This is a genomic window from Streptomyces sp. NBC_00885, from assembly GCF_045207475.1.
Classification (GTDB): Bacteria; Actinomycetota; Actinomycetes; order Streptomycetales; family Streptomycetaceae; genus Streptomyces.
This window is the reverse complement of sequence record NZ_CP108796.1, coordinates 8,209,791-8,236,388: the sequence shown is the minus strand read 5'-3', so window position 1 is coordinate 8,236,388 and position 26,598 is coordinate 8,209,791. Positions and strand designations below refer to the sequence as shown.

Here is a 26,598-nt window from a genome sequence, read left to right as displayed (position 1 = left end):
CGACCGTTACGGAAAGCGCCTCGTACTGGCTACCGTCATGACCAAGGGCAGTGGACAACAAACGGCCCAAGTCCAAGGGAGAACATTTCCCCAGAAGGCTTCAGAAAGGGAACCGTGATGTCCTACGAAGCACCTGACGACCACTTCTCGGGTTATCCGAAGCTCCCGGATCTCCCCGTTCTCCCCGGTCTCCCGAACGGAACAGTCATCGGTACGACCGGCGTTGTGGTCACCGGCCTGGGAATGACCACGCCCCTGGGCGCCGACGTCCACTCCACCTGGACGGCGCTGCTCGCCGGTGAATCCCCGATCACCGTGCTGGACGAACCATGGGCCCGCGACCTGCCCGTACGACTGGCAGGCCGGCTGAGTCAGGAACCGACCGAGGTACTGGGCCGGGTCGAGGCGCGGCGCATGGACCGCTGCCAGCAGATGGCCATGGTCGCCGCTCGACAGGCGTGGGCCGACGCCGGCGCACCCGAAGTGGCGCCGGAGCGGCTGGCCGTGGTGATCGGCACCGGCCTCGGCGGAGGAAAGACGCTGGTCGAACAGCATGATGTCTCCTCGACCAAGGGGCCCGACCGCGTGTCACCGTTCGCTGTGACGATGCTGATGCCCAACGGTTCGGCGGCCGCCGTGAGTCTGGACCTGGGCGCCCGCGCCGGCGCCCACGCGCCGACCAGCGCCTGCGCCTCCGGAGCGGAGGCAATCGCCATGGGGCTCGCCATACTGCGTTCGGGGCGTGCGGATGTCGTTGTCGCCGGCGGCACCGAGGCGTGCATCGGCCGGCTGTCCATGGCTGCCTTCGCCCGTATGGGAGCCCTGTCCAGCCGTCATGAGGAACCCCAGGCCGCATCGCGGCCGTTCGACAGTGCCCGCGACGGCTTCGTCATGTCCGAGGGCGCCGGTGTCGTCGTACTGGAGCGAGCCGAATCCGCACGAGCCCGCGACGCACGAACGTATGCCACGCTCGCCGGTACGGGCATGAGCTCCGACGCGCACGCCATGACAGCTCCTTCGACGGACGGTCAGGTCCGCGCCATCCGCCGGGCCTTGCGCGCCGGTGGGCTCAGCCCTCAGGACATCGTCCACGTCAACGCGCACGCTCCCGGTACGCCCGTCGGGGACCGCATCGAAGCAGCGGCAGTACTGGAATCAATCGGACCGCATGCCCTTGTGACGGCGACGAAATCGGCAACGGGCCATCTCATAGGCGGGTCCGGCGCGATCGAGGCCATCTTCACGGCCCTGAGCGTGTTCACCGACGTGATTCCCGCGACCAGGAACCTCGACGACAAGGACCCCGAGGTGAAGGTGGAGCTCGTCACGAAGCGTCCGCGGCGCATCGAGGTCACGGCGGCGATCTCCAACTCCTTCGGTTTCGGCGGTCACAACGTGGTCCTCGCGTTCACCAAGCCCGCCTGACCGCGGGCGCAGGACGGCCGGGAGGCCCAGGAGGCCGGGGCGACTGGACGAGGCCGCTCCGCTGAGCCATCAGCGCCGCGTGCATCCGGTTCGGCAACTCGAGTTTGGCGAGGATGCGCGAGACGTGGGACTTCACGGTGGCGGGCGACACATGCAAATCGAGGGCGATCTCCTGGTTGGACCTGCCCAAGGCGATACCACACAGCACTTGCCTCTCCCGGCCGCTCAGGGCAGCCAGAGCGGCCGCGTGAGAGCGCTCTTGCGGCGGCGGAAGGATCTCGAACCGATCGATCAGCCGCCGGGTCATCGTGGGGCAGATGAAGGCCGCGCCGCGGGCGACCGCCCGGACGGCCGAGGTGAGTTCCTCCTGGCTTGCGCTCTTGAGCAGAAAGCCGCTCGCACCCGCCTTAAGCGACCCGAACAGATGACTGTCAAGGCCGATGCTGGTCAGGACAATGATTCCGGGCGTGATTCCGGGTGCTGACGCCCTGGCAGGCCGAGCGAGTTTCTGAATGAATTCGCATTCGGCATCGACGAGTACGACCTGCGGTCGCCGCAGCTCGACCGTTCGCAGTGCCACCTCGCCGACCCTTGTGTCGGCGATCACGATGATGTCCGGCGCCTCCCCGAGGGCCTGCCGAAATCCCCGGCGCACAAGGTCCTCATTGTCGACCAGTACCACTTCCACCGTGCTGAATTCGTCCATCAATCACTCCGCCTGCGCGATTCGAAAATTCCAGTACAGCGGTTGCATACGCGATGGATGTGGGATGGGCCGAGCCCCGGGTGACCATGGCTGATACCGCCTACGCGCCCTGGCCCGCACACGCATCCCGGATAGTCTGAATGGCAGCCCGCGGCGGGATTCGCCGCATCGATCCCTTCCGATGCTAGGGGGATTGGTCGTGCTGGTTTCAGGCAATGGCAGCCATGCTGTTGGCCGTTCCGGACACACGGCGGCGGCCGAAGTCTCCACCAGTCCGCGGCAGTTCCAGCGAGGCATCGCAGGCGTCCGCGCGATGGTCGACGTCGGCGTCGAGCACGGAGTGCCCGTACTCGCCTGCCTCGACGGCAGCGGCGTGGACCGGGACGCTCTCGCCGACGACACCGCACATGTCCGAGCCTGGCAGGAGCTCGTCGTGGCTCGGAACCTGGTCCGCGCCACGGGCGATGCTCCCGGCCTGGGCCTTGAGGTCGGCAGCCGGATTCCGCTGCGCACGTACAGCGTGTGGGGCTTCGCACTCCTCGCCAGCCCGACGCTGCGCGAAGCGGCGGCTGTGGGACTGCGCTATCTGGAACTCACCTTCGCCATGGTCGGGATCCACCTTCAGGAAGACAGGGACGAGGTCCGCCTCGTCCTGGACGACGGGCTCGTGCCCCAGCCCGTCCGGCACTTCTTCGTCGAGCGGGAAATGGCCAACATCCGCACCATCCTGGACACCATTGTGGGCCGGCCCTTCACACCCCTCCGGCTGGACCTGCGCTTCCCGCGACCTGAAGAGCCTTTACCGTACGAGGCATTCGCCGACACGCCGATCGCCTTCGGGGCTCCGCGCAACGCGATCGTCACCCTCGCAGCGGCACTGGATCAGTCGCTGCCACAGGCGGACCGGCACACAATGCAGGTATGCGAACGCGAGTGCGACCTCCTGCTGGCCCGCCGCGCCGACACCGGACTCGCGGCGCGGGTACGGGACCTGCTCACGCAGTGGCCGGACGGGATCCCCGACATGGGTGTTGCCGCAGCCGAGCTCTACGTCTCCACCCGCACGCTGCACCGCCGTCTGGCTGTGGAACGCACGTCCTACCGGCGCCTGGTGGACGAAGTGCGGCACGCTCGCGCTGTCGAGATGCTGTCCACCCGCGGACTCGGAGTCGACCAGATCGCCGCACGGCTCGGCTACGCCGATGCGGCGACATTCATCCGCGCGTTCCGCCGGTGGACGGGCGCGACCCCGGGCGCTTACCGGACCGGGGTGCCCACCCGGCGCTTCTGATCATTTCAGGACGGCCTACGGAGCCAAGTCCCAGAGACTGAAGGCGGCGGGGACCGGGCGGAATGGCGGGGCGACAGCAGGCCGACGTTCACGTGCCGGGGAGTCGCCCCGATGTCCGGCAGCACGCGGCCTAATCTGCCGGAACTGACGTCTCATCACGAAAGGAATATCTCGTGCCATCTCGCCTCAACCCGTACATCGCCTTCGACGGCGACGCCCGGCAAGCGATGGAGTTCTACAAGGGGATCTTCGGCGGCACCCTGACGGTGAACACCTTCGGCGATTTCGGCCAGAAGGAAGCCGGAGCCGACAAGATCATGCACAGCATGCTCGAGACCGACAGTGGCTTCACGCTCATGGCCGCCGACAGCCCGCCGGGGATGGAGTACAAGTACGGCAACAACATCTCCGTGAGCCTGAGCGGAGACAACGCCGACGAACTGCGCGGCTACTGGGAGGAGCTGTCCAGCGGCGGCACGGTATCGGTCCCCCTGGAGAAGCAGATGTGGGGCGACGTCTTCGGCATGTGCACGGACCGCTTCGGCATCATCTGGCTGGTCAACATCAGCGAGCAGCAGGCCTGAACGGGCAGCGACGCGCCGGCCTCCCCCGAGGCGGCCGGCGCGTCACTCGCACCGGCGGACCGGAGCTGCCGCCGCGAGCTGAACAATCCCGCTCACCCGGCGACGACAGCGGTCACGACCTTGTGGACGGCTCCAGCCTCCGGCGGAGTGCCTTTCCGGTCGGCGAACAGCATGTGCACGGCCCCGATCAGCGTGGGAGCGAGCGTGTCGACATCGGCATCCGCCGCGATACGGCCCAGTTCGCGCTCCGCGGTGAGGTACGAGACGACCATGGCCGCAGCTTCCGTCAGGACCGGGATGCCGGTCGGCGTGGTCCGGCGGAGCCGGGCGCGCAGGTCATCCCGAGAGGTGACAAGGCCGACGATCGCCACTGCGACCGACCCGAACAGGTCCGTCAAGGCGCCGGTGAGGTTGTCCGCGACGGTGCCCGTCCCGGCGGAGTTGCGCAGGGCGGCCCCCTGGCTGTCGATCCGGCGTACGCGGTCGAGCACGAACTCGGCGAGAAAGGCGTCGAAGTCGGCGAAGTGCCGGTGCAGGACTCCCTTCGCGCAGCCTGCCTCCGTGGTGACCGCCCGGCTGGTCAGCGCGCTCGGCCCGTCCCGGAGCAGGACACGCTCGGCGGCGCCGAAAAGCTGCTCGGGCACGTCGCTGATGGCTACACCTGTTGGCACCGTGCGTCTCTCCTCCCGGGCCCGCCCGGTTGACGAGTGGGCATGTGCCCACTATTAGTGGGCACATGCCCACTATACCGCCGGAGCCGGCGCCCCACTCCGAACACGAGCCTCATGAACGCCGACAGGTAGCGGAGTCGTTCGGCTCGGATGCCGAACGCTACGACCGGGCCCGGCCCCGCTATCCCGACGCCATGGTGGACCGGATCGTCGTCGGCAGCCCCGGCCCAGGCGTCCTCGACGTCGGCTGCGGTACCGCAATCGCCGCCCGGCAGTTCCAGGCGGCCGGCTGCAGGGTGCTCGGGGTGGAGCCCGACGCACGGATGGCCGACTTGGCGCGGCGGCTCGGGGTCGAGGTTGACGTAGCGACGTTCGAAGCCTGGGACCCGGCCGGCCGGGAGTTCGATGCGGTTGTCGCCGGCCAGGCCTGGCACTGGATCGACCCGGTGGCGGGAGCGGCCAAGGCCGCACAGGTGCTGCGGCCCGGCGGCCGACTGGCAGCGTTCTGGAACGTATTCCAGCTTCCGCCCGACGTGGCACAAGCCCTCGCCGCGGTGTACCGGCAGGTGATGCCCGACTCGCCGTTCAGCCTCCAGGCGATGACGAAACAAGCCAAAGACGGATACCAGGTGCTGGTCACCACGGCCGCTGACGGAATCCGGGAGGTGGGTGGGTTCAGCGGCCCCGAGCAGTGGCGATTTCGACTGGGAGTGGTCCTACACCCGGGACGCGTGGCTGGACCAGATGCCCACCCTCGGAGCCTTCACCCGGCTTCCGTCGGACAAGCTGGCGGAGGTGCTGGAGGGCGTCGGCGCCGCCATCGATGCGATGGGGGGCAGCTTCACGATGCACTACGCGACGGTGGCGGTCACCGCGGCGCGAACCGGCGCCGCCTGACCCGGCGAGGAACCATGCGCTCGGGAGCCTGGAGACGCGGATTTTGATGCCCCGTTACTGGGCGATGGTGACCGGCGGCGAGCGGCAGCCAGCGCCATCCGGCACGGCGGCACGGCCGACCGGGCAGTCACCACGGCGTCGGCAGCGACAGCCCCTGAGTTCGGCATCGAGCGCGAGCAGGAAGCCGGCGCCGCCGCTGCCGCCGCGAATGCGATCTAATGGGCTTGCGCACGCGGAGCAGACAGATCCCGATCATCACGGGTCGGCAGCTCCGCCTTGGTCCGCGCGGCCCTCAACTCCGGATGGTTGTACATGACTGCTGCCTCGCCCCACCTCGATCCTGCTCAGCCCATACAGAACGCAGCAGGCTCGCCGACTGCACCGCAGCATCAGGGACTGTTCCTCCAGCCGCGCTACACCGTCGAACTGCCGCCGCTGGACGAGGAGGAAGACGACTCGTATCCGGCTTCCCCCCTGCCCGCACACCGGCGGCGTGGAGCAACCCGCGGACGATGACCGCCGCGCGCGGCCGGCCGAGCGAGTAGCGAGGCGGGCCGTGACACCGCTCGTAAGGTGACGTGCGTGATCGTTCGCACGGGAGCAGTGAACGCAGTCGGCGGTTGGCGACCGGGCTATCCGGCTGCGGCTGCGGTATTCGCCATCGGGATGGCCGGGACCACTCTGCCCACACCGCTGTACGGGCTCTATCAGGAACAGATCGGGTTCTCCGAGCTGATGGTGACCGTGGTGTTCGCCGTATATGCGGTCGCGGTCATCACCGTGCTGCTGGTGGCCGGGAACTACTCCGACGAGGTCGGCCGCAGACCCGTGCTCCTGTGCGCCATGGCATTGTCGGCCGCGAGTGCGGGATGTTTCCTCCTGCAGAGCGGTCTGCCTCTGCTCTTCGCGGGGCGGCTGCTGTCCGGCGGCGCGGCCGGCCTGCTGAGCGGTGCGGCGACAGCGGCCATCATCGAGCTCGCACCTCCCGGCAAGAAGGCGCGAGCCGGGTTCGCCGCCACTGCGGCGAATATGGGCGGTCTGGGCTGCGGGCCACTGCTCTCGGGGCTGCTCGCGGAGTACGCGCCGTGGCCGCTGATGCTGCCGTTCTGGGTCCACCTGGGGCTGGTGGCTGTGGCGAGTGCCATCACCTGGTTCCTGCCGGAGACCGTGGCGGAACCGAAGCGATGGCCCCCGCTGAAGCCCCAGGGACTCACGGTGCCTCCGGAGGTGAAGGGTGTCTTCGCGCCCGCCGCGGTGGCGGCGTTCGCCGGCTTCGCGCTGCTGGGGCTGTTCACTGCGGTCGCGCCGAGCTTCGCCTCGCAGACGCTGGGTGTGCACAATCTGGCCGTTGCCGGCGGGCTGGCGTTCTCCGTGTTCCTGGCCTCGACCGTCGGGCAGTCCCTGACACAACGGATCGGCACGCGCCTCGCGCTCCCCGTGGGGTGCGGCATCCTCGTCGTGGGCCTGATGCTGGTGGCGGCGTCACTGATCGCCGAATCTCTCGTTCTGCTCGTCCTGGGCGCTCTGTGCGGCGGCAGCGGCCAGGGACTGGCCTTTCGCGCGGCACTCACCCTGGTCAGCGGCGCGGCTCCGGCACAGCAACGAGGCGGCACCATTTCGGCGTTCTTCGTCGTCGCCTACGCCGGGATCTCCCTGCCGGTGGTCGGTGTCGGCGCCATGGCCACATGGATCGGACTGCGCGAAGCCGGGCTGATTTTCACGGGCTGCGTGATGCTGCTTGCGGCGGGCGCGGGAACGTACGCCGCGCGCCGACCGCCCACGGGTGCGTAACCAGGGTCCCAGAGCCCTCCTGCCCGGAGGGCGAGCCGCCGGAGCGGGGAGGCTGGCGGCGGCCCCGAGATCCGGTCGTCCGTGCGCGACGCCTGGGCCGCCCGGCCCCCGGTGGAGACAAATGCCTTGAACTGACCCTTGTCCCATCATCGAAACCCGATTAGGGTTCGGCAATGTCGAACATCGGTCGATAGCAGTCCCACTCCGCTCCCGCGGAACCGACCGTGTGCAGCGGTCGACTCAGCGTGGCCGTCCGCTGGTCACAGACCGCGCCTTCAGGAGGGCGCAACTCAACAGCCGCCGGTAACCCTGCCGGGCAAACCACCGGGAATCGCCATGCGAACCACCGTCTCGAATCCGTCCGCGGCACGGCGCCGTACCCACACCCACCGCGTACCGGCCTCTCGCCCAAAGCCGGGCAACGCCGTCTGCGTCTACGGCTTCACCGTGCTCGCGGTACCCGCGGAGGTCCCGGTCGCCCGAAAGAGGGCGGCAGGCGTGCTGCGGGACTGGGGGCTGCACGAGGACGGGTTGCACACGGCCTCGCTCGTGATCTCCGAGCTGGTCGGCAATGCCGCACGGCACGCCGTCCCGCAGTCTGCCAGGACCACGGTGACGCTCACCAGAACCGGGACGACGCTTGCGCTGGCCGTGCATGACGACCACCCCTTCCTGCCGCTGCCCCGGCTCGAGGCCGATCCCGGACGGGACTGCGGTCGAGGCCTGATGATCGTCGACAGCCTCGCCCGCGAGGCCGGCGGAGCGTTGCACGTACGCCCGATGCCCGCGCGCGGCAAGGAAATCCAGGCGGTCTTCCCCGCCGCCGACTCCGCGGACAGCGCGGACCTCGCGGCATGTCTGGCTGCCGCCTGCCCCGTGATGCATTTTGAGCGCAAGAGGCTCGGCTGACCCCCTCCGCGCGACGTTGGCGTAGCCGGCATGGCCGCAGCTGCGCGCAGCGGTCAGCCCGGGCAGCGGGTGCTGGGGGGTGCGTGGTCGGCGGCTGCGGGGAGACCATGGAGTAGCCCAGAGCGATGGGCGACGCGCGGGCCCGAGCCGTGGCAGGCAGCAGTATTGCGGCGGCGGGCGGAAGGAGTGCCTGCGATGAGTCCGACCGGATCCCTCGGGGACGACCTGGGACCGACTGGGTCTGCCTCCGCCGCGTCAGGTGGTCTGCTGGACGTGCTGGGCGTCGCCGCCGTCGTACTCAATGCCGAGGGCAGGATCGATCTCTGGAGCCCGCAGGCCGAGGACCTGTTCGGCTACACCGCCGAGGAGGCTCTCGGCCAGTTCGCCGGCCACTTGCTGGTCCATGAGGAGCAGATGGAGGCCGTACTGGGCGTGTTCGCCCAGGTCATTGAGGAGGGCGGCAGCTGGGCCGGCGTCTTCCCCGTCCGGCACAAGGACGGCAGCACGCGGCTGGTGGAGTTCCGCAACATGCGGCTGCAGGACGATAGGGGCGACAACTACGCCCTGGGCCTGGCCGCGGATCAGGCAACGCTACGGCAGGTCGAACGGGATCTGGCACTGTCCGCCCGACTGGTGTCCCAGTCACCCATCGGACTGGGTGTACTGGACACCGACCTTCGTTACGTCTCGGTCAACCCGGCGGAGGAGCGGATGAACGGCGTGCCCGCCGCCGAACACGTGGGCCGGCACGTCCACGACGTGCTGCCCTTTTTGGACGAGTCCTTCGAAGCGACGATGCGCGAGGTCTTGGCTACGGGAACCCCGGTCTCGGACCAGTACACCGTCGGCCGTACCCCCGCCGACCCGGAGAACGAGCATGCGTGGTCGATCTCTTTCCACCGGCTCGAGGCGCCCAACGGGAAAGTGCTGGGGGTGGTGACCTCCAGCGTGGACGTCACGGAGCGGCACCGTGCCGTCCAGGAACAACGCCGCACCGTTCTCACCCTCCAGCGCAGCCTGCTGCCCCACCCGCCACCGCAACGGCCCGGGCTGGCTGTCGCCTCCCGGTACCAGCCCGCCCAGGCAGCCAGCGAAATCGGCGGCGACTGGTTCGACGTCATCGCGCTCGGCGGCGACAAGACCGCCCTCGTCGTGGGAGACGTCATGGGCAGCGGCGTCAGCGCCGCGGCCACCATGGGCCAGCTCCGCACCGCCACCCGCACCCTGGCCGGCCTCGACCTCGATCCCGCCCAAGTCCTCCAGCACCTCGACCACATCACCGAGGACCTGGACACCATCGCCACCTGCGTCTACGCCGTCTACGACCCGCACAGCGCGCGGTGCCACGTCTCCCTCGCGGGGCACCTGCCGCCCGTCCTCGTCCACCCGGACGGCAAACGCGAACTTCTGGACCTGCCCACCGGCGCACCGCTCGGCGGCTGTGGCGTCGCCTTCGACACGACTCGCCTCGACATCGTGTCGGGCGACCAACTCGTCCTCTACACCGATGGGCTGGTCGAGACCCGCGACCAGCCCATCGACGCGCGCCTGGACACCCTCCTCGAACTCCTCGACGACCCCGATCGCTCGCTGGACGACACCTGCGACATGCTGCTGCGCTCCCTGCGACACCCGGGAGATCACGACGATGTAGCCCTGCTCATCGCCCGGGCCAGGCACTGTCCAGCAAGCGAGGAGACTCCCTGACTCCTGTGTGGCCAACTCCAGCCGCATTTCGCCGAGATCGGCGGTGTGCTCAACGAAAGCGCGGCAAACGAAGACGCCCGCCCGATCCCCATCCGCGATCAGTATTCGTCTGATATGGATCGACTTGCTGCCGGTTTCAACTGACATTTGCCTTTCTTGCACAACTTGCATTCAACCTCTGCGCCAGGCGAGTTCAGCCGGAATGATGCGTTTGTAGGACAGAGTTGGATCCGGGCCAGGCAGTTCCGCAGCCCTGTTTCCCCGCCGTCGACCACCCAGGGGCTGTCGCTCGTGGACTGACGCCCCGCCACCGGCGGAACCCCTCAGCGACATCCAGTGAACGCGCTGGGCGTATGCGTCGGGTGAGCACCCGAACCGGATTGAAGGAGAAACCTTGGACACGGATCCCTTGACGACCCTGGCGATGACCGGCGCACACACCATCGTCGCGGCGATGGCCACCAATGCGTGGGAGTCCGCCCAAGCCACCGCGGCCCGGCTGTTTCATCGCCGCGGCCACGCGCTGGAGGCCGTCGAGGCGCAGTTGGCCGGTGATGCCGCCCTGGTTGAGGAGGACGAGGATGCAGACACCGTCCGCGGGGAGTTGGTCGGGCTCTGGAGGCGGCGACTGGCAGCGCTCCTGCGCGAACACCCCGAGGCCGAAGACGACCTGAGAGCGATGGTGGAGGAGGTGTGCCATGAGCTTCCCCAGCACCAGCAGAGTTGGGTGCAGAACAACACCGCCCGTGATGGCGGTCAACTCTTCGCTGTCCAGGGCGGCGGCAGCATCCACGTGAGTCAGGTGTCCTCCACACGTTCACGGGGAAGCACCCCCGGCGCGGACAGCGGCGGTGACCGGTGAACCAAAGAGCAATTCCCGGCGGGAGACGCAACCTCACGGCGGGCGCCGGCCGACAGCCGTCAAGTGTGGCCACAGGGTGCGGTGGTCGGCCGTGAACATGTCTCCCGGGGCCGAGCACGGCGGCCCGCATCCGGGCATCGTGCCCGGTTCGCACCACTCACAGACGAACAAGGCCGCCACGTCGTTCCTCGTACAGAACGGCGACATGGAGGTCAACTACCGAGTCTCAGAAACGCCCCAGGAAACGGCTGACTGCCAGCACACGGACGCTGAGGGCCCCCGCTCCCAGCCCCTCTTCACGAACGACTATCTGCCATGCCCTCCCAGCCGCGCGGTCTTCACCGGCAGGAGCCAGGAACTGGCCGCGATCCGCGCAGAAGTGGACCGGCTGGAGCGGGAAAGGCACGGCGTAGCTGTCGTCGTACTGTGGGGCATGGCAGGTGTGGGCAAGACCGCTCTCGCCCTGACCGCCGCGCACGAACTCAAAAGCCGCTTCCAGGGACCGAAGGAATTCCTCAACCTGCGCGGCTACTCGGACACCCGGCCCACGCCCACCGAGACCCTGGCTGCCCTCCTGGGCCAAGTGGCCAAAATCAGCGCAAGCCAGATTCCGTCCAGCCAAGTCGAACGGGCCAGACTCTGGCGCAGCTGGACATCAGGCCGGCAGACGCTGCTGGTGCTCGACAACGTCCAGGACTGCGCCCACGTTCAGCAAGTACTGCCCGGTGACGGCAAGCACCTCCTCTTGGTCACCACCCGTCACAGGACCGGGCTCCACCTCCTGGACAGCACCCCCCTGCACCTGGAGCCCCCGCAGCCAGCCGACGCCCTGCGCATGTTCCACCACGCGGCCGGCCAGGATGCCGACCACATCGAGCAGGAAGCCTTGGCCGGTCTGCTCAAGCAGTGCGGGCATCTGCCGCTGGCCATCCGAATCCTCGCTGCGCGACTGCGCGGCAGCAGCGCCGACCTCCACCGGATCCTGGCCGAGACCGGCCACGCCGAGAGCCCTCTCCAAGGCCTCGACGACCTCTGCTCCTCGGAGAGCTTGGCGGTCTCCGCTCTCTTTGAGGCGTCCTACCGGCATCTGCCAAGGAACACACAGCGGGTCTTCAGGCTGCTGGGACTCCATCCACTCGGATCCGACTTCAGCGTCCACGCCGCGGCCGCACTGGCCGGCCTGACACCCACGCTCGTCGGCAGGAAGAAGGAGTCCTGCATCGGCACCCACCTCCAGCGCCTGTGCGACGCGTCCCTCCTCGACATCGTCGCCCTGCCTTCAGCCCACCACGCGGATGTCCGGTACGCCATGCACGACTTGCTCGTTCCGTTTGCCAGGGGGAAGGTCCGACCGGCCACGGCACACAAGGTGATCGACGCAATGTTGGGCCACTACTGGCGCACCGCCCTCGAGAGATCCGCCAGCGCCGAGCCGGCACTGACCCGCCACGTCCGCCCCCGCGTCGACCCGCACCAGCCCCCGTCGCGCCCCGGACCGACCGCAGGAAACACCACGACCGCTCCCGCCACCTCCTCGAGAATCGAGGCTCTGGAGTGGCACCAGCGGCACCGGACGCATCTGCTGGCATGCCTCGACATCGCACAACTGGCGGACGAGGCTCGGCGCGAGGACAAGGAGTGGAGCGACTGTCTGGACCGCTGGACCATCCGCCTCACCAGCGCCATGGCCGGCCCGTTGCGCAGCCACGGGCCCTGGGACCAGGCGGCCGAACGCCACGCCGCGGCGGCGGACGCAGCCCGGCGCCTCGGCGACCGGCCCGCGCTCGCGGTGGCCCTCAACGACCTGGGCATCATCAACCGACTGCGCCGTCTCCACGACGACGCCCTCGATGCCCTGAGCGAGGCGGACAGCATCTTCAGCGGCGAACTGCCGGACCACATCACGCCCGAGGACAAGAAACTCGGACAGGCCAACGCGCTCAACGAGCAAGGCATCGTGCACAACGAGGAAGGGATCGAGCGCAACGACGAAGGCCTCTTCCGCCGCGCCGCAACCCTGCTCCAGCGGGCACTGGCGCTCTACCACACCATCGGTGACGGCATCGGCACCGCCAACGCCACCAAGAATCTCGCAGTCTCCCTCTTCCATGTCGGCTTGTTCCAACAGGACGCCCGGCTCAGGGATACGGCGCTCCGCCACCTGGACAAGGCCGGAGAAGGCTACCGGGACGTCGGCGACGAACTCGGAGTCGTAGAGGTGCTCAATCACAGGGGCATCCTGCTGGAGAAGGCAGGTGACCGTCGTGAGGCTCTGGCCAACTTCGACTCGGTCCTCGAGCCGGCCAGGCAGGTGGGCAGCCGACTGGAGCTGGCGAAGGCATGGGACGGCATCAGCCGCTGCCGGGAGACGATCGGCAGCACCTCTGACATGGTCGTACAGGCCCTGGAACTGGCGGCAGAGATCTACGCCGAGATAGGTGCCACCGCCGCGCGCCGACAGGTCGCGGTACGGCTCATACGGTTCCAGCGCCACTGAGGCGCGCGACGGCTTCCCGCACGATTTCCTCGGGCGTGGCGGACGCGTCGACCGCCACGCCAGGCTCGTCGGGCTGCAACGGCTCCAACGCCTGGAACTGCGAGTCCACGAGGGAGACCGGCATGAAGTGGTCGCTGCGCGCGGCGACCCGCTCACCCACGAGTGCGCGCTCCACGGTCAGATGCAGGAACCACACCGGCGACCCGGACTCGCACAGGATGTCCCGGTAGCGGCGCTTCAGCGCCGAACACGAGACGACCCCGCCCTCCCCTGCTCTGCCGCGGTCCCGGATCCAGCCCGCGATGGCCGTCAGCCAGGGGCGGCGATCATCATCGTCGAGGGGCTGTCCCGCGGCCATCTTCGCGATGTTGGCGGGCGGATGGAAGTCATCGGCCTCCGCGTAGGAGACACCCAGCTTCTCGGCGAGCAGCCGACCGATCGTGCTTTTCCCACAACCGGCCACCCCCATGACCACCACGACGCCTCGCGGAAGACCGTCGCTGCCCATGCAACACCCCTCGTAGTTGGACGGGCACAAGGGTAGCCAGAGCTCAGACTTTTGACGTGGTCCTTGGGAGGTCTGTGGAGATGCCTGTGTCCACATCGCCATCGAAGACGGCTCCGTACATCACAGGGGCGAAGAGAGTCACCGCGCCGAAGAGGACGTTCAGCCCCAGGGTGTGAACGCCATTGACTCGGAGTAGGCCGTGGCTGTCGGCCCGGACGGCGGACCGACGGCGCTGGTGTGACCAGCCGTAACCTCCAAGGGAGTTGCGTGCCCCACGTTTCAGCCGGGGATTGAACGCTGAATCTCTCAGGCTCGTTGACCTCGGTAACCGGTGCCCGCCTGCAGACCGGTGAGTGAGTGAGGTTCGCACATGCCAAGGATCCTTCCGAAAGACACCGAGCGGCGCCTTCCGGTCGCCGGCTGCCCCGCAGCCTGGTCCGCCGACTGCGGTTCCGTCCAGCGCATCACGTACTGAGCGGTCGATCCCATGGACTATTGCCTTCCCTGCCGCCGCGCCCTCAACGGCGCCGTGACGTGCCCGGAGTGCGGGGCATACGACTCCGACATGGCAACGCCGAGCGATCACAGCGGCGGTGCACGGGCAGCCGACCTGGCTGCGCTGGATGCCCTCGTCATCGAGGCACCGGGCTCCGTCGAGTCCCCCGACGTTTCCTGGTCGCCCGCGCCCTCATCCGATGGGCCGGCAGCCCGGCGCCGCTGTGCGCCGCGACTGAAGAAGTACGGCGGTCGGACTCTTGCCGCGGCCACCTTCGCCATGCTCGGCGGCCTGGCCGCCGCATCGTTGCTGACCCAGCACTCCGCCGGCACCCCAATGGCGGCGCCGAGCCCGGAACAGGCATCCTCCGACGAGCCGGATGTTTCCGTCACCGAGTCACCTGGGGCCTCACGTATGCCGGAACGTCCTACGACGCACCCGGCCAGAGGAAGTGTCCGGGACCGGAACAGTGATGCGACTCGGCGCCCTCGTCCGACGGCCACTCACCAGGAATCCCCGACTGCCCGAACTCCCGCAGCCCCCACCGGTCCACCCGTGAAGGCCAGGCCGACGCCCCGTCCCTCCAGTGACCGTCCCAGCCAGTCGGCCTCGCCGACGGCGACCCCTTCCGCAAGTCCTACCGGCAGTGCCAGCACCTCGCCCACCAGCAGTACTGCGCCGAGCACCACGGGTCCGCCATGACCGATGCGTCATCCCAGCCTCCCGCACCCCGGCTGAAGCCGGCCTGAAGGCACCTCAGGCACTCCACGGGGCACCCGGACCGCGGCGTACGGCAACTGCGGCTGTATGCCGGAAGCACCGCCGGGGCATCCTCCTCGAGAGGATGCCCCGGCGGCCGGTGGCGGATCAGTACCGGCTGTACCGGCAGTTCTTCTTGGAGGAGAGGCACACCGCGACCTTGGCCTTCTTCGCGTTGTAGACCGGGGTGCCCGGCAGGTAGTCCACCTTGCCGTACCCGCTGGCCCTTCCCAGCTCGCGCCACTTGACGGCCCCGGACTTGCAGTCGGTATAGACCAGCCAGGCCACAGCGGCCTTGCCGTCGCGCGCCTTGTCCTGAACGTAGCTGCCCGAGTTGTTCTTGATCTTGGCGTAGGAGCACTTGTTCCACGAGGATCCGCCACTTACCAGCGTGCCGCTGACGTATCCTCCCCGCTTCGCGTCAGACGTGTAGAACGAGAACTGCTCTGCGGCCGCCTGGGCCGATGCCGGCATCGCCAGGACCGCGCCCATTGCCAGTGCGCCTGCCGCCAAAAACGCTGTTCATCCTCATGGCATCCCTCTTCTTCCTCGGTGTGTGACGTGGCCGGAGAAGCTGAGCCGGCCTCGGGTATTGAGAGGAGTGCGTGGACCACCCTCCGCACGTGGTCCCGCGATCGAACGGGCTGGTGCTATTTCTTGGAAACGGGGGTCGTGAAACCGACCACATCCGTGTTGACCGCGCTTTGGCCGGTCTTCCTCAGCAGCCCTTCGCCCTTCTTGTTGTTGCCGTACTTGACGCCGACATTGCCCTCGACGGAGCTGTATGTCCTCTTCGACTTATTGGAGTTGACGACGACCCCGACGTGGTCGATGGTGCCGTCGTGATCCCGGTCGTAGGTCACCGCGTCCCCAGGCTTCGGCGTGTAGCTTCCGCGCGGGTGCCACGTGTGATGGCGATCGCCGTAGCCCTTGAAAGAGCTGGCGAGCGAGTTGATTCCGGCAACGTCGGCCTTGCCCCAGTACCACGTGAACTTCGCGAAGTCCGCGCACCATGCCTGGCTGCCCCAGGCGATGGGTGTCCATTTCTTGACACCCCTCTCGTATCTGTAGCCCATGGTCGTGCCGCACTTCGCGCCGTCCAGGCCCTTGCGCGCGCCCTTGTTCCATGACGGCACCAGCAGCGCGCCCTGAGTTCCCGCAAACCGTGCACGCCGGACGCGTTTTCAGGGGTGCTGCAGACTCGGCTTTTTCTCCCCACCCGGCTCCGGGGCAGGACGAGGTGTGAGCCTGGCAGACGCGACGTACGAGACCACCACTGCGACGATCACCAACGGCATGACGGTGAGCCCCTGTGACCCGATCAGCAGTGTGGCGAGCAGGACGGAGACCAGCGGAAGTCTCAGCATCGCGGCGCTCATCGCTCCGATGCCCATCGCGAACCCTGCGGTGAGGGACAGCCCCGGGGCGTGGGAGAGCAGCATGCCGCCCGCCGCCCCCACGAACATCGCCGGAAAGATGGGGCCTCCCCGGAAACTGCTGAGCGATGCGCAGTAGGCCAGGCCCTTGAACAACACCAGCAGCAAAAGCGTGCCCACCGAATACATGGCGCTTTGCGAGAGAAGGGGATTCAGCGCCACCTGGCCGGAATACAACACGTCGGTCGCGGGCTTGCCGGTGCTCTCCGCGTAGCCGATCGCCAGCCCCGCCACGACCAGTCCCATTCCCACCGTGGCCGCCACGCGTCGACGTTCGACGTGCGTCTTCAGGCGAACGGCGAGCCATCGGATTCCCGCGCCCAGGAGAGCGGCTGACAGTCCGACGACCAGCGCCCAGCCGAATTCTGCGGCTGTCGGGGTCGTGGCCTTCGGCACGTCCGGGATTGCCAGCGAGTAAGTACCCAGGCCCGTCCAGGATCCCAGGCCGACGAAAATCAGCGCACCTATGCCGGCAGCGAGCAGCCCCGGCACCAGCACGACGCCAAGCATCGGCCCGCCGAGCCCGGAGGCCTCCATCAGGAGGAACGCTCCCAGCAGTGGCGATCCCAGCAGCGAGCTGATGGCCGCGAAACTGCCCGCCGCTCCCATCACCGCGCTCGCCCGCTCCGGGAGGTCCCGCTTGACCAGGCGCGCGGCGCCAGCGGCCAGACCGCCGCCGAGGGCCAGGAGAGGCGATTCCGGTCCGAGGACCGCACCGAAGGCGAGGGTCGCCAGGGCGGCGAAGAAGATTCCGGGAAGCTCGATGGGCCGGGGCGCGCCCGCACTCTTGAACCCCTCTGACGGTTCATGGCCTCCGTGTCCCGGCAGGTACTGCACGGCAAGCCCCGTGAGCAGTCCCCCGACGGCAAGCAGCGGCAGCGGCCACCACACTGGCGTTCCATCAAACCCCAGCGCCTCGGGCAGATCGGTATAGATCCACGGCTGGAGCTCGCCGACCAGCGCGAGGAAGCCGAACGCCGCCGCTGACACCGGCACTCCGACCAGTGCGGCCATCACCAGAAGCCCCAGATAGCTGCGGCTCCGGAGAAGAGTCAGTGGATCCTGTGGTGACGCGTCCGCCGGTCCTGCCTTGGCGACGGGCATGCGCACTGCCTCCTCGCGATGCGGACCGATGCGTGGTCTCACCGGTTGTTCTCAGCGAATGCCCAAATGTCCGCCACCTTCTTCGAGTGGCGCTTTCCACCCTGGCACTCCGTCCTGACGCCGGCACTCCGGGGCCAGCCAAGCGAGTGCCGGATGGGTACCGTCACTGCCGGTCTGGCAGGGGAAACCGGCGCGAAGTCGAGGGCGTCCCGGTCGGGCTGACAGATCTCCAGCTCGTCGGGCACCTGGTCGCCGGGATCCACCGGGTGGCATCGCCGCCGGGCAACCGACCAGGCCTACGGTCGGGTCGGCGCGTAGTCCCCACAGGAGGCATCGCTCCGCCCACCGGGCCCGGGACCCGGTGGGCGGAGCGACTTCGCCCGACTTAGCGGGCGAGCGACCCGTTCTGGGCGTCGGACGCGGACTGCCACGCCCGCATGCCCGCCAGGGACGCCTCCTTGGCCTGCCGCCATTTCATGGCCGCCTGCTGGGCCGGAGGCACGTCCATGTCGCGAATCATGCGCCGACCTGCCGTGACCACGGCGAAGGCGGCCATGGCCATGCCGGCACACGCCACCATGGCTCCTGCCGCGGTGAGCACGGCACCGGTCGTGACGAGCCGCGTGTCGATGTCGATCGTCCCCTGGGACTGATGGTGGTGCTGGTTCATGAGTCCACCATCCACCGGGGGGCACCACCGCGCATCCCGACCGACGGCTCAGGACGCCGTACCACCCAAGTGGTCGTACGTGTAGCCGTGGTGTCACGCGAGGAGGGGACCGCAAGCCCCGGCTGCGCATCCTGGCCGACCCAATCCGCCGGTGGGCCAGGTCCGGCCAGGGGGCGATCGTCGCCTGCTCGGTCTCAAGCGTCCCCAGTGCCATCGTTCTCGCAGGTCATTGACGTGCCCTCGCCAGTGGTCGCCGAGGGCGCTAGCGTCGAAGAAGCCACAAGGTCCGACAGCGGGCAGGAGCGTCGATTCCATGACCGTTCTGTGGGGAGTCTCCTTCGACGCCACTCCGATTTCCGGCGTGGTGGTGGAGTTCGTGAAGACCGCGCTAGCGTTCCGGGACAAGGGCTATCGCACGTATCTCGACCTCGGTTACGACATCAAGGCTGACAAGAATTCCTTCTTCAGGCCCTACACAGACGAAGCCGCACTGCTCCCGGACTGGGTTCAACTCGACCGGATCGACGGCATCGACGAGATCCCGGGCTACGACCAGTCGTTCATTGCCGCCGTCTTGCGCGAGTACATTCAGGGCGGCCTGGGCGAGCAACTGCTGCCTCGGGTGGACGCTGTCGCCGAGGCGCTGGGTCAGCGGATCGTGGAGCACTGGCAGCGCCTCGACGTGTCCTTCGTCATGGTAGAAAACGGCACTCTGCCTGAGAACATCGTGTACACGAAGGCGCTCTACCGAGCCATCGAGCAGTACGGCCGGCGGAATAAGCTGAGCCGCTTCGTACTGTGGCGCGACCACGATCTGATGTGGCAGAGCGAACCGGGAATCAAGAAGTACGGTGATTTTCCGTACTCACGCACTGTGGCTCCTGTGAACTCACCACACATCTACTACGTCGTGCCGCACGAGGAGGCACGGCGCAAGACTCTTGAGTGGACACCAGGCCTGGAGAACATCGGCGTGTTCCCCAATAGCTTCACGCACGTGCCGGCAGTCGTTGACCAGCACAACGCCGGTTTTCGCCGCGAACACGGAATCCCAGAGGATGCCGTGCTCATCGCCCGTTGTACCAGGATCATCCCGCAGAAGCGGATCGACCGGGACATACACCTGGTGGCCAAGCTCGCGGACCTCGCGGACATCTATCTCTTCGTTGCCGGCGACACCTCGGAATCGCCGGAGGAGCACGCGAAGCTCATCCGTCTCGCCGAGACGCTCGGAGTGCGCGATCGGGTCGTTTTCGGCGGTTGGCTCGCGCCGCACGAAACCCATGTCGGATGTGCGTCCGGGCACGGGTACTCGGTGCGGGACTTGCTCGCCCACGCCAACGTGATGTCGTTCCTCACCTCCTACGACTACGAGAGCTATGGGAACCCGATCGGGGAGGCGATCGCCTCGCGCGTCCCCTACATCACCAGTCGCTACGCCCTGTACGACACGGTGTACGGCGACAAGGGCTTCCGCGCCCCCGTCATGGAACTCACCACAGATGACCTGCCCACCCAGTCATTTGTTGACAGCGTGGCCGAATTGGTACTGGACGAGCGGGAGAGCGAGGAAACGGCGGAGTTCAACTACCGGCTCGGCAAAGACCAGTTCGATACCTCCCGTGTCGATGAGGTGCTGGTCGAGCTTCTCCCTGCCCCGATGGACGAGCGGACAAGGCTCAGCGTCGTACTGCCGGTCTACAACGAGGCGGACAACCTGCCTGCGGTGCTGAGCTCACTCCACGAACAGCGGAGTGCACATGGGCCGCTCGACAAGACGCTGTACGAGATTGTGGTGGTGGACAACAACTCCACCGACGACACAGTGAAGATCGCGCGCCGATTCGCCGCCGACCACCCCGATCTGGCGATCCACGTCGTCGCGGAACACGAGCAGGGTGTCGCCTGCGCACGGAAGAAGGGCATGGACTTCGCGTCGGTACGCAGTAGAAGACGCGGGCGCCGCGCCGCCGAGGAGAGGTTCTACCTCGTCTCGGCCGACGCCGACTGCCAGGTGGATGAGTATTGGTTGTGGGAGCTGTTCGCCGCCATGGAGTCGAGCAAGGCCGCCATCGGTGTCTGCAACTACTACTACGCCGCAGAGCACTTCACCCGCCGACCACGGCTGTGGACCGCTGTCCAGCGCACGCTCCGCTGCCGAGCTGTGGCGTTCGGGCTGTTCGGTGGTTTCCCGGACGGCAAGGGGTTTGTGGTCGACAGGGACGCCTACGAGAAGGTCGGCGGCATCGAGATCGCCTACCAACTGCAGGACGGGCGTTTCGTGAACCACCTTTCCGACGACTGGGACTTCGGGATTCGGGTTCGCAACTCCGGGGAGGACATCACCTATGTCCCCACGTCTCGCGTTCAGATCAATCCGCGGAGGATCAACCACGCCATCGATGAGGTGATCACCGGTCGGGCCTACGGATCCGACGGGATCATCGTCATGCGGGACATCCGGGTACAGGACCCAACGCCTGACCGCGAGGGAGATCTCACTGAGGACGAAGCACAACAAGCGTGGGATTTCTCCGTCAAGGACTTCACGCCGAAGAACATCATCCTCCCGGTACTGCTGACCCCTTCCCTTCTCGACAACGACGCAGTCGTCCACTTCTTCGGACCCTCACTCGCTCATCGGCTCGGTCACCGGATCACCGAGATCAAGGACGAAATGCGGCTGATTGACTTCGCCGCGATCCACTCCTACAAGACCCCGTCCTACCGGTTGTACTTCGAGTTCGCCGACGAGCTGTTCGCCAGACTGCGCGCCACTGTGGGCGAGGACATCGGCCATCCGCCACCGCTGCCCGCTTGCCTGCGCGAGGTGCCGCCCGAGCGCTTCTCCGAGTTCGTCAGGTACTTCTGCGAGGACAGGGAATCCGGCGAGGCACACAACTACTTCGGAAATGGAGGGGTGTTCTGATGAGCCTGAGCAATGGACAGGCTGTGGCCTCTCTGCATGAGCTTGATCCGCGATATCCGGTGCCCTCGGTGCTGGAGGTGCTGGCTGCCCCGGCGAATCAACACCTCCTCGAGTACGTGACGGAGGATCCCTTCGGCGCCCACGTGTTCCCCGGCAACATCCCGGACTATTCACCGTCGGACTTCCTGGCCGACCTCGACCGGCAACTCGCCTCGACTGCGCCTTTCCACCTGTGGTCCTACATCCCCACCTGCGCGTACCGGTGCCGGTTCTGCCAGTACCCAGTGGTGTTGGTCAAGGGAAGGCCGGATGTCACCGAACGCAAGGCCGGCCAATGGGTCGACTGGAACATCCGTGAAGCTGAAATGTGGCTGCGCGAGGTACCCCATCTGGGGTCGGCGCCGATCGGCGAGTTCAATGTCTTCGGCGGCACTCCATCGCTGCTCCCACCGCGGGCCATCCGCCGATTGATCAGCTTCTATCGCGAGAATTTCAACTTCACTCCGGACACGGCCATCCGCTTCGAGGGGGATCCGAGCACCTTCACCGTCGAGAAACTTGAACTGCTGGCCGAACTGGGCTGCACCAAACTGTCCAGCGGGGTGCAGTCGTTCGACGACCTGGTGCTCCAGCAGTGCGGCCGCGAGCACACAGCCCAGATGTGTGTGGACTTCATCGGCAACGCACGGCGCGTCGGCTTCGAGTGGATCAGCATCGACCTCATGTACGGGCTGCTTGACCAGAGCGTCGACAGCGTCCGCAGGGACCTCGACATCATCACTGAGCACGATCTGACGGCCGTGGTGTGCGCCAAGCTGCATCTGAAGTCCTACAGCGACACCAGAACCGGAGTGTCCGGGGAGAAGCCTGCCGCCTGGCAACTGCCCGCCTACCGGAGCAAGCTGGCCCAAGCCGGCCATCGCTGGCCATCCCTCGGGGAGCAGTACCAGATGCGCGAGGTCCTCACCGAGGGCCTGACCCGCGGAGGCTTCCGTGAGCACCCCACCATGTACTTCGCACGAGACGGCCTCGGCCCGGAAACGTGGAAGTCCATCATGGTCGACCAGGACAAGCAGGAAGCCGAAGTCGCGATCGGTCTCGGTGGTAGTTCCAGTTGCCGGACATCTGAGGCGATCACCGATGTGAACCCGAAGACGTACACCGCCGCGTTGGAGGCCGGCCGACTTCCGCTGGAGTCGGCGACACAGTTCTCCGAAGACGCTCAGGAGGCCAGGTCGATCAAGATGGCGCTGTCGACACTACAGCCACTGCGAGACGAGCTTCACCAGCGGCGTTTCAGCGGACGGTCCCTGCTGGACGAGCCATGGCGGCGCATATTCCGCTCACTGGAGGAACGCGGCCTGACTGCCGTGGACGACCGGGCCAAGGAGATCAACATGACGCCGGAGGGCAAGGTCCTGATCGAGGCGATCATCAACACCGAGCTCTGACGTTCCGGCCGCGGGTGGCACCCAGGCTGATCTGTATGTCAATACTCAGCAGCGCCGGGGGCTCGGCTCAGCCAGGTCGCGTGCGCCGCTTGGGCCACACCGAGCAGCCGGTCGCGTAGCGCCTCCCGTGTCGTCCCGTACGTTTTCACCGCATGGCAGTTCGGACACAGGGCGATCATCTGCTCAGGAGCGTCCCGACCGCCCTTGGCGATGTCGTGGATGTGGTCAACTTCCAGGATCGGCCGGCCAGAGTCCTTCACGTCGCGTGGCGCACCCTCGCATCCCGGGTTTTCGCATGCGCCCTCGCAGCGCGTCAGCACGGCGTCCCGCGCCCTGGCGCGGCGGACCGGGGCGGTGACCGTATGTGCCACCCGCACCCCGTGTGTGTCGTGTTCCCTAGCGGCGAGCTCGGCGCACAGCCGCGCGTAGCGGGACGCAGGGTCGGCAGCGAGCACTGCCCGGCCGCCTGTTGGGAAGGACGACGAGGACTGGCCCTCCGGCGCGCAGAACGCGATGAAGTACTCAGCCGCTTCTTTGTCCAGCCTCGAGAGCGTCGCCTGGCCGGCCATCAGCTGCTCGCATACGCCCTGGGGCAAAGCGTCGAGCGTCAGAGGTGCCTTGACGGTGAGCCAGCTGACGTTGTGACGCCGGGCCAGACGCTTCTCGCCCTCGGCGTCGTAATAGTGCGGGCCCTCCACGATGCCGACGTGTACGGGCTGCCCCTGCTTCGCAGTCACCACTACGTCCCCGGTATCCATGACGGACGCGAACCGGTAGAGGGCACCAGCCACATGGGCAATGCGCCCCTGCGGCCCGCCGGGCATCGCCGTGGCGACGATCTCCCACGCCTCCGCCCGTGACGCATCCGTCGGTACCTCGGGGACCTCCCACCAAGACGCGGAACAGAATCCGCCCTCCAGCCAGTACGGCACCAGGCTCTCGTTCCGGTCACCGTCGTAGCCGCGGATCAGCCAGCAGCGGCAGGCAGAATCAGTTGTCGTCTCATGTGCCAGGGGAGCCATGAACGCCAGGCTAAGGGGCCCCGGCCAGGACCGGCTACGGCCCATGGGCGGGGCAGAGCCCGATGTGCGGGCCGCTTGAGGCCCAGCGTGACCCGACCACACAAGACTCGGTCATCGACGCTGCGGGTGCCGTCCAGCGCACTATCGCCAACGGCCTGGACAAGATCGGCCCAGCGATCATTGCCGCACTCTTCGCAGGCGTGCTCGCCACAGAAGTGATCATCCGCCGGCGCCGCGCCGCCAGCTCATCAGCGGTGTAGAAGCTCCAGGTACAGAACACATGGCGCCGGGAGATAGCCGATACAAGATGCGACGGACTCTCGGCAGGGCATAGCCTCGTTAGGGAAGGCTTACCTTCCAATGCTGCGCAGCCAGTCCCTGCGCAGCCCTACCTGGAACGGCCATGTCCGATTCGCAGATCGCTCTGCTCGGCGCCATTGCCGGGTTCACCATTTATCTCGGCCTGCCCATCGGCCGCCTGCGCAGCCCTGTCCCCCGCCTGAGAACCGCTCTCAACGCGGTCGCCATCGGCATCCTGCTCTTCCTGCTCTGGGACGTCCTCAGCGCGGCCTGGGAGCCGACCGACGCCGCGCTGAGTGATCACCGCTGGGCGACAGCGGCCACCGGCGGCTTGGTGCTCACCGCCGGCCTTGTCGTCGGTCTGTGCGGTCTTGTGTACTACGACCGGTGGAGTGCCCGCCGCCGGGCTTCCGCCGCGGCGTCGTCCGAGGGCCCGGGGGCGGCAACCGCGACCGAATTGGTCCACACGGCCCGCTCGCGTGCCGCAAACCTCGCGCTCATGATCGCCATCGGCATCGGCCTGCACAACTTCGCGGAAGGCCTGGCGATCGGCAACTCCGCCGCCCAGGGCGAGATCTCCCTTGCCGTGCTGCTGGTCATCGGTTTTGGCCTGCACAACGCGACCGAGGGCTTCGGGATCGTCGCCCCGCTGGCCGCAGAAGGTGTACGGCCCTCGTGGGGCAGCCTCGCGCTGCTGGGCCTGATCGGCGGCGGCCCCACCTTCGTGGGCACCCTGGTCGGCCAGCAGGTGGTCAACGAAACCCTGGGCATCGCCTTCATGGGCCTGGCCGCCGGGTCCATCCTCTTCGTGATCATCGAGCTGCTGGCCGTCGTCCGTCGAGCCGCCATGAAGGAGCTGACCACCTGGATGATCCTGCTGGGCCTGCTGCTCGGCTTCGCCACCGACGCCGTGGTCACCGCCGCCGGTGTGTGAACCCAGGCGGCTCAGCCTTCCGGCTGCTCGATCAGCTGGGCGACGTACAGCGGCTCACCCAGCTTCTCGATCAGCTCGAGCTGAGTGTCGAGGTAGTCGATATGGTGCTCCTCGTCGGCAAGAATCGACTCGAAGAGGTTCGCCGAGGTGATGTCGCCCTTGGCCCGCATGACCTCGATGCCGCGCTTGAGGCGGTCGATCGCTTCGACCTCCACCTCGCGGTCCGCCTGGAACATCTCGGTCACCGTCTGTCCCACCCGTACATGGAAGAGCCGCTGGTAATTCGGCAGGCCGTCCAAGAACAGGATCCGGTCGGTCAGGATCTCCGCGTGGTTCATCTCGTCGAACGACTCGTGCCGGGTGTACGCGGCAAGCCTGGTCCAGCCGTAGTTTTCCTGCATCTTGGCGTGCAGAAAGTACTGATTGATCGCGGTCAGCTCGGCGGTCAGCTGCTCGTTGAGGAACTCGATGATCTCGGGGTCACTCTGCATGGCTCGCCTCCCTGTTCCTGCCCGGTGGGCACGAGGCGCCGCACCGGCGGCTGCATGCATACGAACATCGTTTCACCGGACGAGTCCGACTTCCAGGAAGGGCGTACAACCGGAAGCGAACAGGAGGATGACCTTCCGTAGACACGGGCAATCCCTTGGCCGATTCGCTCCGTATATAGGGTATGCAGAAGTTCTGGTTCCCGGTCGGCCGCCTCCCGGACGAGGCCCTGCTGTCGGGGCGGGCAACGGGCGACGCTGAACTCGCCGTGACTTCGTACGGCGGTTCCGGCACAAGGTCTTCGGCGTCGCCATCGCTGTCACCCGCGATACGAAGCTCGCCGAGGACACCTCCCAGCAGACCTTCGAGCGTGCGTGGCGGCACGCGCAGATCTACGACTCCCGTCGCGGATCAGTTGACGACGTGGCTTACGCCCATCGCGCACAACTTTGCCATCGACGCCGCCCGTGCACGTCGGCCGGAGCCGACGATGTCTACAAGTGCGCTGAAGTGGTGATCATGTCGGCCTTCAGGCGATGCACTGAATGTGGAACGGAGCTGTTCGACGCATGGGTACGTCGTACCCACGAGCAACCCGGTGACCGGCCTGAATGGTGCTTCGGTTGCAAGTCGAAGACACCGCACACCGGTCGCTGGTACTCATTGCCAGACGGAGGGTATATGCCAGAGCCCCCGCCGAAGGTGTGGAAGGTAACCCCTGAATGGCCGTTGCCAATAGATCAGGATGATGAGGAGGTTCCCGCTGACGAGCGGCAGAGCGACCAGGAATGAATGACGATTCCCGGGCGGGGCGCGAAGGTTGGATGGCGCACTGGGAGTGGCGTGGCGCTCGGTCGTGGTCATACGTCGCCCCAGCTCGCCGGCGCAAAGGAAACCTGTGCGCAGCGGATTCCTCTTCCCACGCGCAGCGGCTCCGCCCCCGGTGCTGGGACGGAGCAGCACGCTCCTGCACCGGCCCCGCCGCGGACAGCGCCTGCGGCGCCCTGAACTTCTTCACCAGCCGCGCCACCGCCGCAAGTGGTCCACGCAGCACTGCGAGTTCACCGGCAACGCGGTCGATCAGACCCGTGCCGAGGCCCTGGGGCAGGCGGTCTTCGGCCGACTGCTGACAGAATCGAACCACGCCTGACCAAGGGAGA

23 protein-coding genes and 2 pseudogenes are annotated in these 26,598 nt (G+C 67.3%); 15 read left to right on the top strand and 10 right to left on the bottom strand.

The features are described 5' to 3' along the window. Positions 1-117: 117 nt before the first annotated feature. A complete protein-coding gene (locus tag OHA61_RS37520; RefSeq protein ID WP_406306862.1) occupies positions 118-1,425 on the top strand; it encodes a beta-ketoacyl-[acyl-carrier-protein] synthase family protein in 1,308 nt (435 codons plus the stop codon). Here the strand turns inward: OHA61_RS37520 and OHA61_RS37515 are convergent. Further along, positions 1,409-2,131: a response regulator transcription factor gene (locus OHA61_RS37515; RefSeq protein WP_406306861.1), complete on the bottom strand. Its 723-nt coding sequence runs from the start codon at positions 2,129-2,131 to the stop codon at positions 1,409-1,411. The two genes, OHA61_RS37520 and OHA61_RS37515, sit on opposite strands and share 17 nt — an antisense overlap. A gap of 199 nt (positions 2,132-2,330) precedes the next feature. Between OHA61_RS37515 and OHA61_RS37510 the strand changes: the two genes are divergently transcribed. Continuing rightward, on the top strand, positions 2,331-3,422 hold the full coding sequence (locus OHA61_RS37510; RefSeq protein ID WP_406306860.1) for an AraC family transcriptional regulator: 1,092 nt from the start codon (positions 2,331-2,333) through the stop codon (positions 3,420-3,422). A gap of 173 nt (positions 3,423-3,595) precedes the next feature. After that, positions 3,596-4,006: a VOC family protein gene (locus OHA61_RS37505; protein WP_406306859.1), complete on the top strand. Its 411-nt coding sequence runs from the start codon at positions 3,596-3,598 to the stop codon at positions 4,004-4,006. 92 nt (positions 4,007-4,098) lie between these two features. Here the strand turns inward: OHA61_RS37505 and OHA61_RS37500 are convergent, their stop codons facing one another. Further along, positions 4,099-4,677, bottom strand: a complete 579-nt coding sequence (locus tag OHA61_RS37500; protein ID WP_406306858.1) for a TetR/AcrR family transcriptional regulator — start codon at positions 4,675-4,677, stop codon at positions 4,099-4,101. A gap of 65 nt (positions 4,678-4,742) precedes the next feature. Here OHA61_RS37500 and OHA61_RS37495 point away from each other — a divergent pair. From OHA61_RS37495 to OHA61_RS37470, 6 genes and pseudogenes are all read left to right on the top strand, one after another. Next, positions 4,743-5,574 (top strand): annotated as a pseudogene (locus OHA61_RS37495) (class I SAM-dependent methyltransferase). A gap of 582 nt (positions 5,575-6,156) precedes the next feature. Then, complete coding sequence (locus OHA61_RS37490) at positions 6,157-7,365, top strand: MFS transporter (protein ID WP_406306857.1); 1,209 nt, start codon at positions 6,157-6,159, stop codon at positions 7,363-7,365. Between the two features lie 336 nt (positions 7,366-7,701). Beyond that, positions 7,702-8,274 carry an ATP-binding protein gene (locus OHA61_RS37485; protein ID WP_406306856.1) on the top strand — a complete coding sequence of 191 codons (573 nt, stop codon included), beginning with the start codon at positions 7,702-7,704 and terminating at the stop codon, positions 8,272-8,274. Positions 8,275-8,469: 195 nt separating this feature from the next. After that, complete coding sequence (locus OHA61_RS37480) at positions 8,470-9,981, top strand: SpoIIE family protein phosphatase (RefSeq protein WP_406306855.1); 1,512 nt, start codon at positions 8,470-8,472, stop codon at positions 9,979-9,981. A gap of 394 nt (positions 9,982-10,375) precedes the next feature. Then, positions 10,376-10,843, top strand: coding sequence for a hypothetical protein (locus tag OHA61_RS37475; protein WP_406306854.1), 468 nt, complete (start codon positions 10,376-10,378; stop codon positions 10,841-10,843). Positions 10,844-10,940: 97 nt separating this feature from the next. Then, the gene (locus OHA61_RS37470; RefSeq protein WP_406307604.1) at positions 10,941-13,340 is read left to right on the top strand and encodes an NB-ARC domain-containing protein; all 2,400 of its coding nucleotides are present in this window, start codon (positions 10,941-10,943) and stop codon (positions 13,338-13,340) included. On the opposite strand, the gene OHA61_RS37465 is transcribed toward OHA61_RS37470, so the two are convergent. The 6 genes from OHA61_RS37465 to OHA61_RS37440 form a co-directional block, all read right to left on the bottom strand. Further along, positions 13,318-13,848, bottom strand: a complete 531-nt coding sequence (locus OHA61_RS37465) for a gluconokinase (RefSeq protein WP_406306853.1) — start codon at positions 13,846-13,848, stop codon at positions 13,318-13,320. The two genes, OHA61_RS37470 and OHA61_RS37465, sit on opposite strands and share 23 nt — an antisense overlap. 999 nt (positions 13,849-14,847) lie before the next feature. After that, positions 14,848-15,033, bottom strand: coding sequence for a hypothetical protein (locus OHA61_RS37460; protein WP_406306852.1), 186 nt, complete (start codon positions 15,031-15,033; stop codon positions 14,848-14,850). 178 nt (positions 15,034-15,211) lie between these two features. Next, positions 15,212-15,616: a hypothetical protein gene (locus OHA61_RS37455; RefSeq protein WP_406306851.1), complete on the bottom strand. Its 405-nt coding sequence runs from the start codon at positions 15,614-15,616 to the stop codon at positions 15,212-15,214. Between the two features lie 137 nt (positions 15,617-15,753). Next, on the bottom strand, positions 15,754-16,239 hold the full coding sequence (locus tag OHA61_RS37450) for a CHAP domain-containing protein (protein ID WP_406306850.1): 486 nt from the start codon (positions 16,237-16,239) through the stop codon (positions 15,754-15,756). Between the two features lie 48 nt (positions 16,240-16,287). After that, the gene (locus OHA61_RS37445; RefSeq protein WP_406306848.1) at positions 16,288-17,643 is read right to left on the bottom strand and encodes a chloride channel protein; all 1,356 of its coding nucleotides are present in this window, start codon (positions 17,641-17,643) and stop codon (positions 16,288-16,290) included. Between the two features lie 385 nt (positions 17,644-18,028). Continuing rightward, complete coding sequence (locus tag OHA61_RS37440) at positions 18,029-18,313, bottom strand: hypothetical protein (RefSeq protein ID WP_361915088.1); 285 nt, start codon at positions 18,311-18,313, stop codon at positions 18,029-18,031. A 313-nt stretch (positions 18,314-18,626) separates the two neighbouring features. On the opposite strand from OHA61_RS37440, the gene OHA61_RS37435 reads away from it, so the two are divergent. Then, complete coding sequence (locus OHA61_RS37435) at positions 18,627-21,242, top strand: glycosyltransferase (RefSeq protein WP_406306847.1); 2,616 nt, start codon at positions 18,627-18,629, stop codon at positions 21,240-21,242. After that, positions 21,242-22,693, top strand: coding sequence for a radical SAM protein (locus OHA61_RS37430; RefSeq protein WP_406306846.1), 1,452 nt, complete (start codon positions 21,242-21,244; stop codon positions 22,691-22,693). Before OHA61_RS37435 ends, OHA61_RS37430 begins: the two co-directional genes overlap by 1 nt. A gap of 38 nt (positions 22,694-22,731) precedes the next feature. On the opposite strand, the gene OHA61_RS37425 is transcribed toward OHA61_RS37430, so the two are convergent. Further along, positions 22,732-23,715 carry an HNH endonuclease gene (locus tag OHA61_RS37425; protein ID WP_406306843.1) on the bottom strand — a complete coding sequence of 328 codons (984 nt, stop codon included), beginning with the start codon at positions 23,713-23,715 and terminating at the stop codon, positions 22,732-22,734. Positions 23,716-23,777: 62 nt separating this feature from the next. Between OHA61_RS37425 and OHA61_RS37420 the strand changes: the two genes are divergently transcribed. Together OHA61_RS37420 and OHA61_RS37415 are read left to right on the top strand one after the other, a co-directional pair. Beyond that, positions 23,778-23,975, top strand: a complete 198-nt coding sequence (locus OHA61_RS37420) for a hypothetical protein (RefSeq protein WP_406306841.1) — start codon at positions 23,778-23,780, stop codon at positions 23,973-23,975. A gap of 143 nt (positions 23,976-24,118) precedes the next feature. Further along, on the top strand, positions 24,119-24,949 hold the full coding sequence (locus OHA61_RS37415) for a ZIP family metal transporter (protein WP_406306839.1): 831 nt from the start codon (positions 24,119-24,121) through the stop codon (positions 24,947-24,949). Between the two features lie 11 nt (positions 24,950-24,960). Here the strand turns inward: OHA61_RS37415 and bfr are convergent, their stop codons facing one another. Continuing rightward, positions 24,961-25,440: a bacterioferritin gene (gene bfr / locus OHA61_RS37410; protein ID WP_406306837.1), complete on the bottom strand. Its 480-nt coding sequence runs from the start codon at positions 25,438-25,440 to the stop codon at positions 24,961-24,963. Between the two features lie 182 nt (positions 25,441-25,622). Between bfr and OHA61_RS37405 the strand changes: the two are divergent. Beyond that, positions 25,623-25,925, top strand: a pseudogene (locus OHA61_RS37405) (RNA polymerase sigma factor); the annotation flags it as partial. Positions 25,926-26,336: 411 nt separating this feature from the next. Beyond that, positions 26,337-26,588 carry a hypothetical protein gene (locus OHA61_RS37400; protein ID WP_406306835.1) on the top strand — a complete coding sequence of 84 codons (252 nt, stop codon included), beginning with the start codon at positions 26,337-26,339 and terminating at the stop codon, positions 26,586-26,588. The last annotated feature ends 10 nt before the right edge of the window (positions 26,589-26,598 follow it).